The following is a 15,538-nucleotide window of genomic DNA, read 5'->3' as shown; positions in this document are numbered from 1 at the left end:
ACAGGCTTGCCAAAGCAAGCCTGTTTTTATTTACGCCGGCTACCCCTTCTGTTCGGTAATCAGCATATCAAAGCCGCTCTTTAGTTGATCACTTTGCAAGATCCGCCCATGCCCTAGCCCCTCGGTTGTAATTAAAGTCACGTTCTGATTCGTACTTGCAAGCTCCGAGTGAGCATAAGAAGCGAAGCGGTCATATTTGTCATGAACAATTACCGCTTTTGCCTGCCGGCCATTCAAGCGATTAAGTGGATTGATACTATCAAGCGGAGAGTGATACTGCTCGGCAATATCTTCGACAACATCATGAAACAGCTTCATTGAATACCCCGACCGCTCTACAGTTGAGATAAGGTTCTCGGTATAGTTCAAAACCGGCGCCACTAGCAACACGGGCTTGTCCTGCAGCAAAGGATGTCGGCTCTCCAACACCATCGCTCCACCCATGCTGTGTGCGACAACCCCAGCAATACAATTCTGCTGCTCCAAGATACTATCAAATGCTGCCACAAAGCCCGGTAAATGCCCGAACTGCCCCTCGCTTTCTCCATGCGCGGGATTATCAAACGCCAACGCTTTGAAGCCTGAGGCAGCAATATGCTCCATCAGAGTATAGAACTGGCGAGAAGAGCCAGACCAACCATGACCAAGTACCCAAGTTGGCCCTTCTCCCAGGCTGTATGTCATCATCATACCTTCTGAAGTGGCAATCGGTTTACGGGTTAATCCAGCTGGCTCTGCAGCGGCTTTTTTGCTACGCACCGGCGTCAGCAACACCTTCCGAGCAACACTTCTGGCATGGTTAGGCGCAATCCGATGATGTAAGCGGGTCGTCAGATTAATTAGCCGCCTGCGTAGATCAAAGCCCCGGCTTTTCTTGAAATAGATTTTGCTGCTCATTATTTATTTACCCCTAAAATAGTACGACCGTGCTTTTCCAAGCTTGAGCTAATTGCCCACTATGCGCTGTGCATCTATTCCTGCTTAAAAGCTATTGACTACACACGCCAATGGGTCATCAGCCCTTCAACCCCTAGCCAAAAACGCTGGTGATCATCCGTTTCCAGCTCCATGCTGAGGAACAAGTGGCTGCTGAGGTATACCCCGTATAACTGATATACGCACTGCCAACTGTCCAAGGTTGCAACAAACTCCCCCTGTTGCTTACCTTGCTCAATCTGCCGGTATAGATAATCAAGCCAGCGTCTTGTAACGCTCTTGAGCCTGAGCTGAACAGACTGCTCTTTATCACCGTGCTCTGTCCAAGCATCAAGAAACATACAAGACCCTTGGAAAGATCGATTCCAAGCTAGCCAGTTCGCCAGCAACAGCCGCAGTTTCTGCTCTATCTTGTCTGGCGCTTGCAGCCTGGCAGGCTGGATGACCCTTTCAACAAATAGCTCTCCAGCATAGTCCAGCACGGCAATTTGCAGGTTTTCACGAGAGTTAAAATGCGCAAACAAGCCGCTCTTTGACATGCCTGACGCTTTAGCCAGTTGGCCAATAGTCAAACTGTCCAGCCCTTCTCGACTTGCCAGCGAAAAAGCGGTATCCAAAATATGCTGGCGAGTTGCTGCTTTCTTGCTCATTAACTATTGTCCTTATTCACGACACCAAGAAAGATGTTGCTTTACTGCTTTTGCTATTTTTAGCACGATCGTACTTTTATTGAAAGCGATAAATCCTCGTCATTAGCCACTCACTTTGTCCCATCGTCAATCCTTGCTATCTTGCAGCTAGCATCAACGTTCAGCGAAACGGAACAAGCTATCGATACGTATTGGGCAATTACCTACCTGATGAACCATATCTTCGGCTTGTTTGAGTGAATCGTAGCTACATGGGATACCATAAGTGTCTGTTATTGGATACTCATTACCCTCAAGATCAATAAAATGAATACTCCAGCCAGCACTGAGAAAATCATGTACCAAGCGCGCTTCGACAATTGCATTATCAGCCATCAACTGGCGACACTCTGACAGGACCATAATACCCTCCTTCACAGAAAGAGCCTTATCCCCACTAAAACACCCGCGTATATGGCATAGCTGGGTTATTGGCTCAGCAAATGTTCAGTACAAGTATAGCAAGGGTACAAAAAAGGCTACCAGAGCGGTAGCCTCAAGAGTTCATTGCTGAGCCAAACAGTTTACAGATACATCTTTGCCACATCAGAAGGTTCAACTTCAGAACCTTCAAGCTGAGCGGTCCAGTTCAAACCAACCAGTACACCGTCTTCAGCCAACGTGATCATCCAGTCTTCAACAAAAACATCTAGCGGGATCATCACTGCAGAAAACTCAGCCCACTCATCAACACAGTGAACAGCTGCATCGGCTTCGTTCGACCAGAATGGCATTACTTCAGATTCTTCGAACTCGCTAGAGTCAACAGAAAGCCAGTCACCTTCTTCGTTACAAAGTCCCCATACCTGCTGAGTATCTTTGGTCTCTTCAACAAACAGCTCGCTATTTGCCTTAATATCTGCGGTTAACTTAGTCATTCTATTCTCTCTTATGGATGTCTATACCCAAGAGGCTTGGATATAACATCAGTAACTTGATGTGCTGTAATAATACCAGAGTTTCATGTCAGAACATGAATAATTTCGTCCCCCCAACTGGTGCTAACTCCATTAGATTATTACCTGTTCAGGGTTTGGATCGAGAATTGGGCATTGATGGCTATACTTGTTTAAACAGCAACAACAACAATACGTAACGGCTAGCATTAGAGGGTATCGCATGGCAACCGTTGACTGGCTATCAAGCCTTAGTAATCAGACCATTTTGAATCCACGCTCGCATCTCATCGAAGCCCACGAGTATATCGGCGAGCATGGTGAAAGAAAGGTTGCGGTTGACTGTGCCTGTGGAAACGGCAGAGATACCTTATACCTACTTGAGCAAGGCTACCATGTCTACGCCTTTGATAATGATCGGCCTCGCCTCAAGGCTCTATCAGAACATCCACTGCTAGGTGCCCATCCTAACCTCGACATTCAAATCAGCAGTTTTGCCGACTATAAGTTTCCCCGCGCTAACTTAATCAATGCCAGCGCTTGCCTGTTCTTCTGCACACCACAGGATTTCAACACGCTGTGGGGCAATATCTCAAACAGTCTCAAGAAAAACGGGATTTTTTGCGGGCATTTCCTCGGAAAGGAAGCGTTAGAGCCAAATGAAAAGCTCCCTATCCTCACCCACAGCCAATTCGAGCTCGAGCAATTATTAGCTGACTACTACATTATTTCCTGGAAAAAAAAGCAAGAGTACTCGGCTAACCTCACCGGAAAGAAAAGGCTCTGGCTAATTCACACTATCATTGCGATGAAGAAATAAACGGCCATTTATTGCCAGCCTGAATAAGCAAAAAAACTGGCAATTTGTGCTTGTTTTTTGTTCTTGTTTAGACCAATCCATGCCAAAATATAGACCTTTCCCCACGGGCTCACCCTGCGCATTCACCGCACTGACTCAAACTCAATCAAACCCTTGATTGACACTGTTGGGGTTTCGTCTTGTATTTATTTGTAGGTTAGCTTCTATGCACACTCAACGTGCCGGAAATGCCCTTGCTGCATTTTCATTTGTGCTATGGGGGATCCTCCCTCTTTACTATCAGTTTCTTCCAAGAGCAGACATTAATGATTTGCTAGCGTTGCGGATTGTTTTTTCCATACCGTTTATGCTGCTGGTAATGCTGCTATTGCGCCGGCCTTTTCCTAAAGCCTCACAGATCTGGCAGGACAAGCGCTCGTTAATGATGGCCGGTATGGCGGGATTAATCATGTGTGTATCATGGTATGCCTTTACATGGGCGATCACCCATGATCAAGTGCTAGAAGCAAGCTTAGGGTTTTTCATTAACCCGTTGTTTGCAATCGCGCTAGGGGTATTTTTCCTCAAGGAAAAGCTCAGTAAAGCACAATCTGCTGCCGTAATACTCGGCATCGTTGGTATTGGCTATCAAGTATGGCATTACGAAGAGCTACCATGGATTTCGCTGATTATGGGGAGTTTCTTCGCCATCTATGGCCTATGTAAAAAACATATTCGCTACGACGCCCTTACATCCGTCACCCTAGAAGCTGTGATACTTGCTCCATTTGCACTTGCTTACTTGGCAATTACCTATGTCAACCAGACTTCCACAGCATTATCGGTAGACATCAGCACCTTGATGCTGTACATCGGTTCTGCGCCAGTCACGCTAGCGCCACTGATTTTCTTTGCACTGGCCATCAGTCGGACCAGTCTAACGATGGTTGGGCTAATGCAGTACATTGAACCGACTTTGCAGTTCTTGTTGGCAGTTTTCTTGTTTGGTGAAGTTTTCGACCAGGTGAAAGCGGTAAGCTTTGGGTTTATTTGGCTAGGCCTATTACTCTGCAGCCTCGAGGCCCTGAGTAGCCTAGCAATGAGGCGACTAAGAACATCGTAATAGCTTCTGAAAGCTACTCTAACTGTTGCATAATTCATTTTAAAAGCCATACTTCTTGTATGGCTTTTTGATGAGGCTCCTGATAGTGGTATGGATACCCATGAAATCTTCAATGACAGCTATGCACGCTGCCAGCGAAACAAGTCATTCTTCCTCATTTTCTATCGCCATTTCTGGCAAAAAGATCAGCGCTTTGAAGATCTTTTCAAAAATGTTGATATGGAGCAGCAAATTCGGATGCTCAAACTCTCTATCTCGATGATAATGTTGGCATCATCGTCTGATCAGGCCCGGGAGGGAATTCGACGTTTTGGCAAAATCCACGGCCGCGAAGGAATTGGCGTTCAGCCCAATGATTTTGAAGCCTGGCTTGACTCGCTTATCGAAGCAGTCAGTATTTGCGACCCAAAATACAATGATGAGATTGCTTTAGCCTGGCGTCAGTGCTTTAAGCAAGGGATCGCTATAATGAAAGAGGAATGTCAATGAGGCAGCCCTATGCCAGCCAGCCCACAACCGAAAAGCACGCAACCTGATAGCTCTCAGCAAAAGTCCGCCCCGGCAAGTAAACGCTCACTTTTTGATTGGCGGTACGTGTTGCTGATAGTCATCGCGCTAATCCTCGGACTACTGGCGATTTATTTCTCGCCGATCCGGCAGAGTCGAAACTTCTATGACTATGCTGATCAACGGTTACTGCTTGGCATCCCGCACTTTTGGAATGTTGTCAGCAACGTGGGTTTCCTTGTCGTCGGGCTGATAGGGCTTAAGAAAAATCACCATCACTCTCTTGCAAGTGAGCCTGCCCTATCCTTCGCTTACCCACTGTTTTTTGTCAGCTTAATCGGGGCTTTTTGGGGATCTAGCCTATACCATTTATTGCCAGGCCCTTTCACCTTGATGCTTGATAGGATCCCAATTACGATCGGCTTCATCAGCCTATATTGCATTATCATTGCACAATACCTTTCCCCAAAATTAGGCAAAGCAATGCTGCTCCCCACTCTGGCCTACGGTGTACTCTCTGTCATCTACTGGTATATGACCGATGTCATCGATGGGCGCGGTGATATGGCACCTTATGTATTAGTACAACTGCTTCCCATTATTCACATTCCCTTAATTCTCTGGCTGTACCCAAACAGAAACAATCCGACCCAATATTACCTCTATGCCCTCGGCTTGTACGTTCTTTGTAAAATCGCCGAATCAAAAGACGACGAGCTATACCAACTCACGTCACAAATCAGCGGCCATACCCTGAAGCATATTCTGGCGGCATTGGCAGGATATTGCGTTTACCAAGGCTGGACAAAAAGCACAAAAAAGCCCCATGGCTAATGGGGCTCTGTTTCAATAGTAACTCGGCGGTCTATTTTTCGCCAATACCGCGATTTTCTTTTTTCGCTAAGGTGATTTTTCCAAAGCCTAGTTTGCGAAAGTGGCTATCGCGAAAATCCCTAACCGCTTTGCTACCAGAAGAAACAGCTTCAACCTGCTGCTCCATCTTCAAGTACTGGCGTAAATCAATTCCTTCTGCTGCTGCTACCGCCTCATGAATCGTATGATACTGAGAGTAAGAAAACGTAAGCGTTTTCTCTTCGTTCTTATAGGTATAAATAATAGTGCGTGACATAACGCCTCCAACAGCAAAACTCAGACAGGAGAATTTACCCTACTTCAATTTCAGAAGAAACCTTTTTTCTAGCCTGACTCGAACATGTCGGCACGATATGCTCGACAATGATCTGTGCTTTGGTCATCGGACGGTAGAAAAAGAAGCCCTGTACATACTGCACCCCTTTTTCATGAATGAAGTCCAACTCTTCTACTGTCTCTACACCTTCTACTACAATCTTTGCCTGCGTGATATGGCCAAGCTGAACAACAACGTCAAACAAGCTTCTGCCTCGTTCAGAATGTAAGTTTTCCACCAGAGAGCGATCGATTTTGATCTTATCAAACTCAAAGCGTGACAAATATGCCAACGACGAGTAGCCAGTCCCGAAGTCATCCAGCGCGACTGATACACCCATGGCTTTGATCTCTTGAATCACTTTCGCCGTACGGACTTCGTCCTGAATAAGCACTTCTTCTGTCACTTCAATTTCGACTTGCTCGTATTTCAAGCGACTACAGTCTATGACCTGCTTCAGTGATTTCACAAATCCCTTTTTAAGCATAGTATCAGCAGACATGTTGACCGAGACAGTAAAATTTGGCGAATACACCATTTCGGACGCGTCTGAAATCGCCTTTTCCAACACCCACAAATCTACATCGGCTAGCAGCCCAAGTTGACCAAATGATTTCAAAAAAGTTGGCCCCGTTACTCGTCCATTGACATCTTCATGGCGCAGCAGCGCTTCCAACGCCACCACCTCGGAACGCTGTATATCAAGTTGAGGCTGATAATAGAGAACAAATGAGCCACTGCTCTGAAGCTTCTCGACTTCTCTTTGGGCATTCATATTGTCCTGTATTGATGGAATAAAGCTGTTCAGTTTGGATTTAAGCGGTAATTCATCATCTTTAAAGAAATGGGTACGAAAAATTGAAGATACATCCACACCAAGAGAACGCTTATCCATGATCTTGAAAAATGGGTAGTAAACAACGACCCCGACAACAATGAGAAATATCTGGAAGAAAGCCACAGATATCTCACCACCAGAGGCAATATACCCACTGAGCACCGGTGGGATCAGCCAGCTATGGACTTCAGTTAAGGGAGGAATAAATCCCGCAGCCGTTGCACCGTAAGCCAATAGGAAACTCAAAAGCGGCACAGATAAAAAAGGCAAGATCATAATCGGATTAAAGATAATAGGAATACCAAACAAAATTGGCTCATTGATGTTGAATATCGTCAAAATGAGCGCAGCTTTCGCCAACAAGAGATACCCTTTGCTTTTAGCGAAAATCAGCATGCATATTACCAAGCTTATTGTATTGCCACTTCCCCCCATTCCGGTGAAAAAATCATAAAAATTAGTGCTGATAATGTTGATCTCAGCCCCAAAGTTCTTCCAGTCCGCCATATTAGCAATACTGATATCATAGAGTTCAGTTTTATAAACATGCAGAATATTATGGCCGTTAATACCCAGACTCCACAATATCCCTCGAACTAACTCATAGATCAGACCATCCTTAAGCGAAGACGGATCTAACTCAGGAACAACTATTTCTGGTTGAATAAATGTTTTAAAGACAACAGCGGATGAATGAGCCGCTATGATTAATATCGCTAAGGTAAGAACACAAGTGACTATCATTTGAATTGACGAGTCCACTGTCGTTATAAACCGGTCAAAGTCAAACAGCCTAACCTTATGTATTCTTGAAATAATGATACAAGAAGCATAAGCCGTCAGCAGGGAAAGCAAAAAATTATTAGGTAGAGCGATGACAGGTGAAATGAGATCCCACTGCTGGGAAATAATAAAAAAGGAGGCCAAAGCACAAGATATCGACGCTGCTTTTGGTAAGCGAAGTATTGATGAATAATATGTCGTCAGAAATATGTTCAATAACAACGGGAACATATGCCCAGTCATCTCACCTACATAGCCAAGTGTGACACTGATACTGTCATAGCCTAGCCTTCCTGTAAATATAGACAACAAGTTAAAAAGTGCCGCCATCAAAGACACAGGTAAAGCCATAATAAAGACATGGCTTATAGCAACTAATAAGGAATTTGTAGATAACTTTGAAAGTAAAGTGGGCAATTTAAACTATCCAATATCTAAAACACAAGCCACATAGGACTATGTTAAAAGCGCATAACTTCAACTAAATCCGTAGAGGTCTTTAATCATATCAAATTAGAATTATGAGCACACTATAATTGAGTTTTAACAATCTTATTCCTAATAATTATAATCTATATCTAAAAGTTAATTCCTAACAAAGTATCTAGTTCAAATGTTTTAAGATTATACATTGAGATGAATTATGATTGATAATATAGAATAATTTACTGTAGCGTTTAATTCAGGACCTATACAACCGGGCGCCACCACTAAGAGAGTGGTATCAGCTATTCAAGCTGTTTTCCCAGAGTTATACACAGAAACAGTGGATAACCCTCTAATTTAAACATAAATTTAACAGAAGAGGGCGAATTACAGACACTTCGTGCCATTTTTTTGGCAAGATTACCGCGTAACGTAGCTAAATGTCTTTCTTTAGTCCTTTAGATGGTGGATAACTTGATTACTACTGCCCCGCCAGACTAATTCAGGGTCATGCAGCTCTTTCTCGAACTTGCCGTCTACGACAACATTGACATACTCTAGTACAGCTCTTTGCTGCTCACCAAGCTCTGCAAGGCGATAACCGGTCCACAACCAAATATCCTTTCCTGTACACTCTGCCTGCACGCGCTTTACCAAAGCTAAAACAGCTGCGACATTCGCAGGGTGCAGTGGATCTCCCCCAGACAAAGAAAGCCCACGGCGCTTAATACGGCTATCATTCAGATCAGCAATAATTAGATCTTCCAACTCCCGGGTATAGGCATGGCCTGCATCCAGCCGCCAAGTGCTCTGGTTGTAACAACCACGGCATTGGTGCACACAGCCAGAGACAAACAAGGTACACCGTGTTCCAGGGCCATTGACTACATCTACAGGATAATAGTTGTGATAATTCATTGCAGCTCCAAATAAAAAAGTGCCGATGACTCGGCACTTAATTCAATATTGCGGATAAACGTCTGTGATTACATATGTTTTACGCGGCGTTTAACTTCTTCTTGTTTTCCGAAGTTAAACGGGCGAGCATCGGGGCTACCTAGGTATCCACACACGCGTCGGGTAACCGACACTTTGGATGGCTCATGGTTGCCGCACTTAGGACAGGTAAAGCCTTTGCTTGTACAGTCAAACTCACCGGTAAATCCACACTCGTAACACTCATCGATAGGGGTGTTAGTGCCATAGTATGGCACACGGGTGTAGCTGTAATCCCACACGTTCTCCAAAGCTTCAACATTATGCTGGATGTTCGGATATTCGCCGTAACAGATAAATCCACCGTTGGCGATCTCCGGATATGGCATCTCAAAGTCAATCTTATCGTAAGGGTTGACCTTCTTCTCAACATCCAGGTGGAAACTGTTGGTGTAATAACCTTTGTCTGTCACACCATCAACCACACCATACTCTTTGGTGTCGATCGCGCAGAAACGACTACACAGGTTCTCACTTGGCGTGCTGTAAAGGCTGAAACCGTAACCGGTCTCTTCTTTCCAGCTGTCTGTTGCCGCTTTCAGGCGCTCAACGATAGCAATCGCTTTTTCACGTAGTGTTTCACTATCGTAAACATGGGTTTCAGTACCATACAGCGCATTAATAGTTTCGTGGATACCAATGTAGCCTAGTGAAATCGAAGCACGGCCATTTTTAAAGATTTCAGAAACATTGTCATCTGGCTGCAAACGCACACCACATGCGCCTTCCATATACAGAATTGGTGCCACGCGAGCTTTAACACCTTCAAGGCGGCTGATGCGAGACTCCAAAGCACGGCGCGCAAGACCAAGCTTTTCATCAAGCAATGCAAAGAACGTTGCTTCATCACCTTTTGCTTGCAAAGCAATACGCGGCAGGTTCAGGCTAACCACACCCAGGTTGTTACGACCTTCATGGATCAGCTCACCATTTTCTTCATATGGACCCAAGAAGCTACGGCAGCCCATCGGCGTCTTGAATGACCCCGTCACTTCCACCACTTTATCGTAGTTTAGGATATCTGGGTACATACGCTTCGACGCGCACTCCAGTGCCAGCTGCTTGATATCGTAGTTGGCATCGCCTTTTTTATGATTCAAGCCATCGCGGATAGCGAAAACCAGTTTAGGGAACACCGCTGTTTTACGGTTTTTGCCCAAGCCAGCAATACGGTTCTTTAGAATCGACGATTGGATCAAGCGCGATTCCCATGAAGTGCCAAGGCCGAAACCAAAAGTGACGAACGGTGTCTGCCCATTGGCAGTATGCAGGGTGTTTACTTCATACTCCAGAGACTGGAATGCATCGTAACACTCTTTCTCGGTGCGGGCTCTGGCGAATTCCTCTGGCTGAGGGATATCCCATTCATTCGCGACTTTTAGGTGTTTCTCGTAGCTCACGGCGACATAAGGAGCCAGCACTTCATCGATACGATTGATGGTGGTACCGCCATAAATATGGCTAGCCACCTGAGCGATGATCTGCGCAGTAACAGCCGTAGCGGTAGAAATCGATTTTGGTGTGTCGATTTCAGCATTGCCCATTTTGAAGCCATGGGTCAGCATGCCATTTAGGTCAATCAGCATGCAGTTGAACATAGGGAAGAAAGGTGAGTAATCCAGATCATGGAAGTGGAGATCGCCGTCTTCATGTGCTTTGACAATATCACGCGGCAGTAGGTGCTGCTTTGCATAATGCTTGGCCACAATGCCCGCCAGCAGATCACGCTGGGTAGGAATAACCTTGCTGTCTTTGTTGGCGTTTTCGTTAAGTAGAGACGCATTGCTTTGCTCAATCAAACCGCGAATTTCACTGTTCAGGTGACTTTTCTTTTCACGCGCGATATCACGGTCATGACGGTACTCAATATAAGCACGAGCAACAACCTTATGTGGCCCCATCATCAGGTGATTCTCAACCGCATCCTGAATAGCGTGGATCTCTACCTGCTCCTGGTCAGCAAACTGAGACAAAACTCGCTCAGCAACAGACTCAGCATAGGTGGCATCCATCGCCTCTACAGATTCGGCAGCACTCAATACCGCTTCTTTAATACGCTTGGTATTAAACGGTACAAGGCATCCATCACGCTTAATCACAACAGGGTTCACACAAGTCTCCTAAAAATGACAGTGTCACTAAAACCACTAAATATAGGGCTTACAAAATTGACCGATACAAGATGTGGTGTATTAAGCGAGAATTCAGGAACAGAAACATTGATCTAAGTCAGTATTTTACCAAGAGCGTTCACCTTACAACCGATGTTTTCGGTGACCTCTCAAAACTGACATTTTCACTCGTTTCATTGCAAAAATGTCAACCCATTTATTTCGGCTTCAGCGCTGAAATCTCTAAAAAAAAGCTTGAATAATTTTGATAGTTTGAGTTCAAAACTGCTTTTATCAAAGTACCACTCTATCACCTTGCTTGAGGCTTTTTGGCGGTTGCCCCCTTGCCCTCTATACTCAAAATCATCATCGTGAAGAGTATTGCCCATGCATTCTGCTTTGCCCTTCTTATTCATTATTGCTCTCTTGCTGCCTTCATTGAGCAATGCATTCCAACTGACGCCGCAGGCCTATGACAGATACACGGGTGATCTGCCGGTGATGGAAAAAAAGCGCGTTATCCGGGTTCTGGTGGCTGCCGACCTTGGGTTTTACTATCTTGACCGAGGCCAGCCCAAAGGGCTCATCTCCGAAATGATCTTGCTGTTCGAAAAGTTCGTGACAGAAAAAACCCAACGCAAATACCGCATACAAGTGATCCCGGTTCATCGCGATCAACTATTGCCAGCCCTGAACGCTGGCATCGGTGATCTAGTCACCGCAAACCTAACCATCACTCCTGAACGAATGAGACTTGTAGACTTCAGCCGACCTATACTCAATGACATACAAGAACTTTTTATTACCCACTCAACCCGCAGTCCAATTACCGACATCAAGCAATTGTCCAAGAAAAGTGTCTGGCTTCGCGCGAGCTCGAGCTACTATCAAAGCATCCGGCGGATTAACAAGCGGCTCCAGAAGCTCGGCAAAGAACCCATGTATGTGCACTTTATAGAAGAGACCCTACAAGACTTTGAGATGCTGCAGATGGTTCAGGAGGGCATTATTCCGATGACTGTCCTTGATTCACACAAAGCGGAATTCTGGGATTTGGTCAATGATGACCTCCAAATCCACTATGAATACCCAATCAGGAAGAATGGTGCCATCGGCTGGAGTTTTCGCAAAAACAGTCCTGAATTTAAAGCGTTAGTTGATGAGTTTGTTGAAAACAACCGACGAGGCACGCTAAACGGAAACATCCTATTCAACCGCTACCTCAACAGTAAGCAATGGTTCCAAAAAGTCATGAGCCCGGACAACATTGAGACATTCAAGAAACTTGAAAAAAAGTTTATCCGCTACGGCAACATGTATGACATCAACTGGCTGATCATCGCGGCCCAGGCTTACCAAGAATCGGGCTTTGACCAATCCAAGCGCTCACATGCCGGCGCCATAGGTATCATGCAAGTCCTCCCCCAAACCGCCAGTGAGCCCTATATCAACATCCGCAATATCCAGCACATCGAAAACAATATCCATGCTGGGGTTAAGTATATGGACTTTATCCGCGAGAATTATGTCGATGATGATGAAACAGATGAACTCAACCAGCTCTACTTTGCCCTTGCCAGTTATAATGCGGGCCCAAACAGGATAAGGCGATTAAGAAAGGTGGCCGAAGAGCGCGGCTATGACCCAACAATTTGGTTTAACAATGTCGAAGTGATAGTCAAAGAAGAAGTCGGCATGGAACCGATTACCTATGTCGGCAACATTAATCGCTATTTCACTATCTACAAACAGATTTTCTCATTGCAAAACGCCGCAGGCCAGCGCATGGCAAACACCAACCGCCTGCGTTTCATGTTATCTCGATAACCCGCATATTTGTTTACATTTCGACCAGAACTAGCCTCAGGGACCCATTTCGATGAGATCAATGTCGCGCTTTCATCACGCTGTCATTTAATGTTCCTATTCTTGCCAGTAAAACATTAGGTAATGGAAATGTCCCTTAGGGGAGAAAATAGCTATGGGGCTCTGCCATAGCACTATACAAGGTGTATAACTATGGATTTACTAAACAATACAACCATTGTCGTACCGACAGATGAAGAGCTGCTGGCAAACTGCCCTGATAGCTTGAATTTCAACGATGATGAAGACGAGCTTGCCAATGACGTTATTGTGCTCTAGCTGCCATCGACATGAAAAAAGAGCGGGTCAATGACTCTAATGACGTTCACTTAACGTGAGCGGCATTTCTTTTTATTGGATATCGACCTAGTTGAGTTAGAAAGCTGTGGAAAGCGCACTATTTTTAAATAGTGCGCTTTGATTATAAGTCGTTATTTTACTTTTGATATAGTTGCAACATAATATGACTGACCACCACTTGTTGAGTTCATACTCATGGTGATTTCATAGTCGGACCTTTCAGACTTAGCAGTGCTACTGAGGCTACTGGTTAACTCGCCATCAATGTTTTCTGCAGTTCTGTTAAATGATACTGCTTGCTTATTGTTACCATTCAGAGGGTTACTAACACCAAGCGAAAATGAGTCGATTATTTGTTCTTCTCGGTCGATAATATTAAAGTTATAACCCGTTTCAACGCCAATTAGCGCACCACTTCTTTTCAGTGAATTAAATACACCAGAAAAATTTGCTCTTGTTATATCGCCATCATCATCTTCATATTTAGTTGCTCCGGCAATGAGTGGAGTGACTGTGTCTGTTTTTCCATGGAAGTTGTGGGTAGATTCTAAAGATATTATTTTGCTTGTATTGTTTATCAGCAGCATTACGCATTGCGCCGGCTTTAAAATGAAGTAAACAAGAGGTATGACGACACTAAATACCACAAAAGTAGCAGCAGCAACGATAACTGCGCTTGACACTGCAGAAGCTGCAATAAAAGTTGTAGAAAAGCTCATTGCTGTAGATCTGAGTAGTTGTGTTGCCACTTGTCTACCCATTTCTAACCCGATAGATGCTGAAAAGCCGCCTAACAGAGTAAAAGATAATTTAAGTGCACCGTCATTATCACCTAAGTCAGCAACGTTATTAAAGTTTGATAACGCTGTTTGAACGTATGTTTTTACTTTATCACCCGAAGCATTGGTCAGTTTGCTAAGAAGCGGTTCAAGTAATACTTGGGAGCCTTGGGAGTTTTCAGAGTCTATGCCTTTTTTTAATGCAGGTAAGCTCAATCCATCTTGCACTAGTGCACTATTGAGAGCTGCTTTAGCTTTGCTGAGAAATATTTCTCTCAGTTGATATAGCTCTTCTTCACTTTTGCAACGCGAAAGAGCGGCAGCCTCAGCAGGGTAAGCTTTAGAGAATAATGCTTTTAAATGTACCAGATCGCTGTTCATAGTTAACCTCGATTGAATGAATCAGTGGAGTTGGATTAACTATGAAATAGTTTGGTTGAGAAAAATATTACTCTCTATTACATCTGCAACGGTATTCTTAATTATTAGCGGCTCAGAGCCATACAGGATGAGCAGACAACTTTAAGGGAGCATCATATTGATTGATGCTCACTTTACCATCACTACGTGAAATCATATCCACTTTAATGGTTTAACTACGCTATCCAGCCCTTCGATTTTCATCTCCAGGGCTAATGCCATCAGCAAACCCAACTCCCCTTCAGGAAAGCCTTTTTTTTGGAAACCAAAAAATATTAGTTTTCTTCGGGAAACTGTGAAATAAGTCAATTTTGGTTTGTATTAGAGCCAAAATCTAGACCATTTGATAACCAACCAAGACCCTGAGCGAATCCTTACAATAATACATTTTGCAACAAAACCAAGCTAGCCACGCTTGCTAACATACATGATAATCTGTTGATTTTTATATAATAAATAATGAGAGTGTTATGAGAAAAGCAGTGTTAGCCGCAGTTGTATTGGGAGTGTTGTCAGGCTGTGGGAGTGATAGTGACGATGGTAAAGGAGATAAAACACTATCAGATAGCGAAGTTTCAGCACTCATTAAATGCAGTAACTTAGCAGAAGCAACTCCATGTACTCAGAATGTATATGGTTCTTGGGGTGTACTTGTTTCACCAGATTATTCCGATGATTACTGCAATGGGATGTATTGCTTTGCTGATGGTAGTTCGGCACCAGAATACCCTCACCTAACTCGGTTTAGAGATTTGCGTATTCCGGCGAAGTTGAACACCGATTCCGGCTGAACGTGAACACTTAACTTTTCAACGTATCACGACAGTTGTTTTTTAGCTTAAGTGTTCATCTTCCGTCAACGTTCCGAGCTTTTTCCTCA

18 protein-coding genes are annotated in these 15,538 nt (G+C 44.4%); 7 read left to right on the top strand and 11 right to left on the bottom strand.

The features are described from left to right. Positions 1–39: 39 nt before the first annotated feature. The 4 genes from C9J03_RS00080 to C9J03_RS00065 all read right to left on the bottom strand — a co-directional run bounded on the left by C9J03_RS00080 (position 40) and on the right by C9J03_RS00065 (position 2,503). On the bottom strand, positions 40–897 hold the full coding sequence (locus tag C9J03_RS00080; protein ID WP_044620857.1) for an alpha/beta hydrolase: 858 nt from the start codon (positions 895–897) through the stop codon (positions 40–42). 98 nt (positions 898–995) lie between these two features. After that, positions 996–1,586, bottom strand: coding sequence for a TetR/AcrR family transcriptional regulator (locus C9J03_RS00075; RefSeq protein WP_044620856.1), 591 nt, complete (start codon positions 1,584–1,586; stop codon positions 996–998). Between the two features lie 153 nt (positions 1,587–1,739). After that, a complete protein-coding gene (locus C9J03_RS00070; RefSeq protein WP_039469709.1) occupies positions 1,740–1,988 on the bottom strand; it encodes a hypothetical protein in 249 nt (82 codons plus the stop codon). Positions 1,989–2,149: 161 nt separating this feature from the next. After that, complete coding sequence (locus C9J03_RS00065; RefSeq protein WP_039469710.1) at positions 2,150–2,503, bottom strand: DUF2750 domain-containing protein; 354 nt, start codon at positions 2,501–2,503, stop codon at positions 2,150–2,152. A 241-nt stretch (positions 2,504–2,744) separates the two neighbouring features. Here C9J03_RS00065 and C9J03_RS00060 point away from each other — a divergent pair, with 241 nt between their 5' ends. The 4 genes from C9J03_RS00060 (at position 2,745) to C9J03_RS00045 (ending at position 5,784) form a co-directional block, all read left to right on the top strand. Next, positions 2,745–3,341, top strand: coding sequence for a class I SAM-dependent methyltransferase (locus tag C9J03_RS00060; RefSeq protein WP_044620855.1), 597 nt, complete (start codon positions 2,745–2,747; stop codon positions 3,339–3,341). A gap of 205 nt (positions 3,342–3,546) precedes the next feature. Then, positions 3,547–4,443, top strand: coding sequence for an EamA family transporter RarD (gene rarD / locus C9J03_RS00055; protein ID WP_044620854.1), 897 nt, complete (start codon positions 3,547–3,549; stop codon positions 4,441–4,443). A gap of 90 nt (positions 4,444–4,533) precedes the next feature. Next, complete coding sequence (locus tag C9J03_RS00050) at positions 4,534–4,932, top strand: globin (protein WP_044620853.1); 399 nt, start codon at positions 4,534–4,536, stop codon at positions 4,930–4,932. A 105-nt stretch (positions 4,933–5,037) separates the two neighbouring features. Next, positions 5,038–5,784: a hypothetical protein gene (locus tag C9J03_RS00045; protein ID WP_044621856.1), complete on the top strand. Its 747-nt coding sequence runs from the start codon at positions 5,038–5,040 to the stop codon at positions 5,782–5,784. A 31-nt stretch (positions 5,785–5,815) separates the two neighbouring features. Here C9J03_RS00045 and C9J03_RS00040 read toward each other — a convergent pair whose 3' ends face one another. The 5 genes from C9J03_RS00040 to C9J03_RS00020 form a co-directional block, all read right to left on the bottom strand. Beyond that, positions 5,816–6,079, bottom strand: coding sequence for a DUF2960 domain-containing protein (locus C9J03_RS00040; protein ID WP_044620852.1), 264 nt, complete (start codon positions 6,077–6,079; stop codon positions 5,816–5,818). 34 nt (positions 6,080–6,113) lie between these two features. Continuing rightward, positions 6,114–8,177: an EAL domain-containing protein gene (locus tag C9J03_RS00035; protein WP_044620851.1), complete on the bottom strand. Its 2,064-nt coding sequence runs from the start codon at positions 8,175–8,177 to the stop codon at positions 6,114–6,116. Positions 8,178–8,636: 459 nt separating this feature from the next. Further along, the gene (nrdG, locus tag C9J03_RS00030; RefSeq protein ID WP_044620850.1) at positions 8,637–9,104 is read right to left on the bottom strand and encodes an anaerobic ribonucleoside-triphosphate reductase-activating protein; all 468 of its coding nucleotides are present in this window, start codon (positions 9,102–9,104) and stop codon (positions 8,637–8,639) included. Between the two features lie 68 nt (positions 9,105–9,172). Continuing rightward, a complete protein-coding gene (gene nrdD / locus C9J03_RS00025; protein WP_044620849.1) occupies positions 9,173–11,293 on the bottom strand; it encodes an anaerobic ribonucleoside-triphosphate reductase in 2,121 nt (706 codons plus the stop codon). Positions 11,294–11,487: 194 nt separating this feature from the next. Next, the gene (locus C9J03_RS00020; RefSeq protein WP_044620848.1) at positions 11,488–11,682 is read right to left on the bottom strand and encodes a hypothetical protein; all 195 of its coding nucleotides are present in this window, start codon (positions 11,680–11,682) and stop codon (positions 11,488–11,490) included. Between C9J03_RS00020 and C9J03_RS00015 the strand changes: the two genes are divergently transcribed. Together C9J03_RS00015 and C9J03_RS27075 are read left to right on the top strand one after the other, a co-directional pair. Next, positions 11,681–13,120, top strand: coding sequence for an MltF family protein (locus C9J03_RS00015; protein ID WP_044620847.1), 1,440 nt, complete (start codon positions 11,681–11,683; stop codon positions 13,118–13,120). The genes C9J03_RS00020 and C9J03_RS00015 overlap by 2 nt on opposite strands. Positions 13,121–13,312: 192 nt before the next feature. Next, positions 13,313–13,438, top strand: a complete 126-nt coding sequence (locus C9J03_RS27075; RefSeq protein ID WP_276329418.1) for a hypothetical protein — start codon at positions 13,313–13,315, stop codon at positions 13,436–13,438. A 152-nt stretch (positions 13,439–13,590) separates the two neighbouring features. Here C9J03_RS27075 and C9J03_RS00010 read toward each other — a convergent pair whose 3' ends face one another. Both C9J03_RS00010 and C9J03_RS00005 read right to left on the bottom strand, forming a co-directional pair. Next, positions 13,591–14,619, bottom strand: a complete 1,029-nt coding sequence (locus tag C9J03_RS00010; RefSeq protein WP_044620846.1) for a hypothetical protein — start codon at positions 14,617–14,619, stop codon at positions 13,591–13,593. Between the two features lie 192 nt (positions 14,620–14,811). After that, the gene (locus tag C9J03_RS00005) at positions 14,812–14,967 is read right to left on the bottom strand and encodes a putative quorum-sensing-regulated virulence factor (RefSeq protein ID WP_082060451.1); all 156 of its coding nucleotides are present in this window, start codon (positions 14,965–14,967) and stop codon (positions 14,812–14,814) included. Positions 14,968–15,128: 161 nt separating this feature from the next. On the opposite strand from C9J03_RS00005, the gene C9J03_RS26415 reads away from it, so the two are divergent. Then, entirely contained in the window at positions 15,129–15,449 is a 321-nt protein-coding gene (locus tag C9J03_RS26415; protein ID WP_146149045.1) for a hypothetical protein, read from the top strand. Positions 15,450–15,538 lie beyond the last annotated feature (89 nt).

Source organism: Photobacterium gaetbulicola (assembly GCF_003025515.1).
GTDB classification, from domain to species: Bacteria; Pseudomonadota; Gammaproteobacteria; order Enterobacterales; family Vibrionaceae; genus Photobacterium; species Photobacterium gaetbulicola.
Note: the sequence above shows the minus strand (reverse complement) of the source record. Positions and strands in the feature narration are given on the sequence as shown.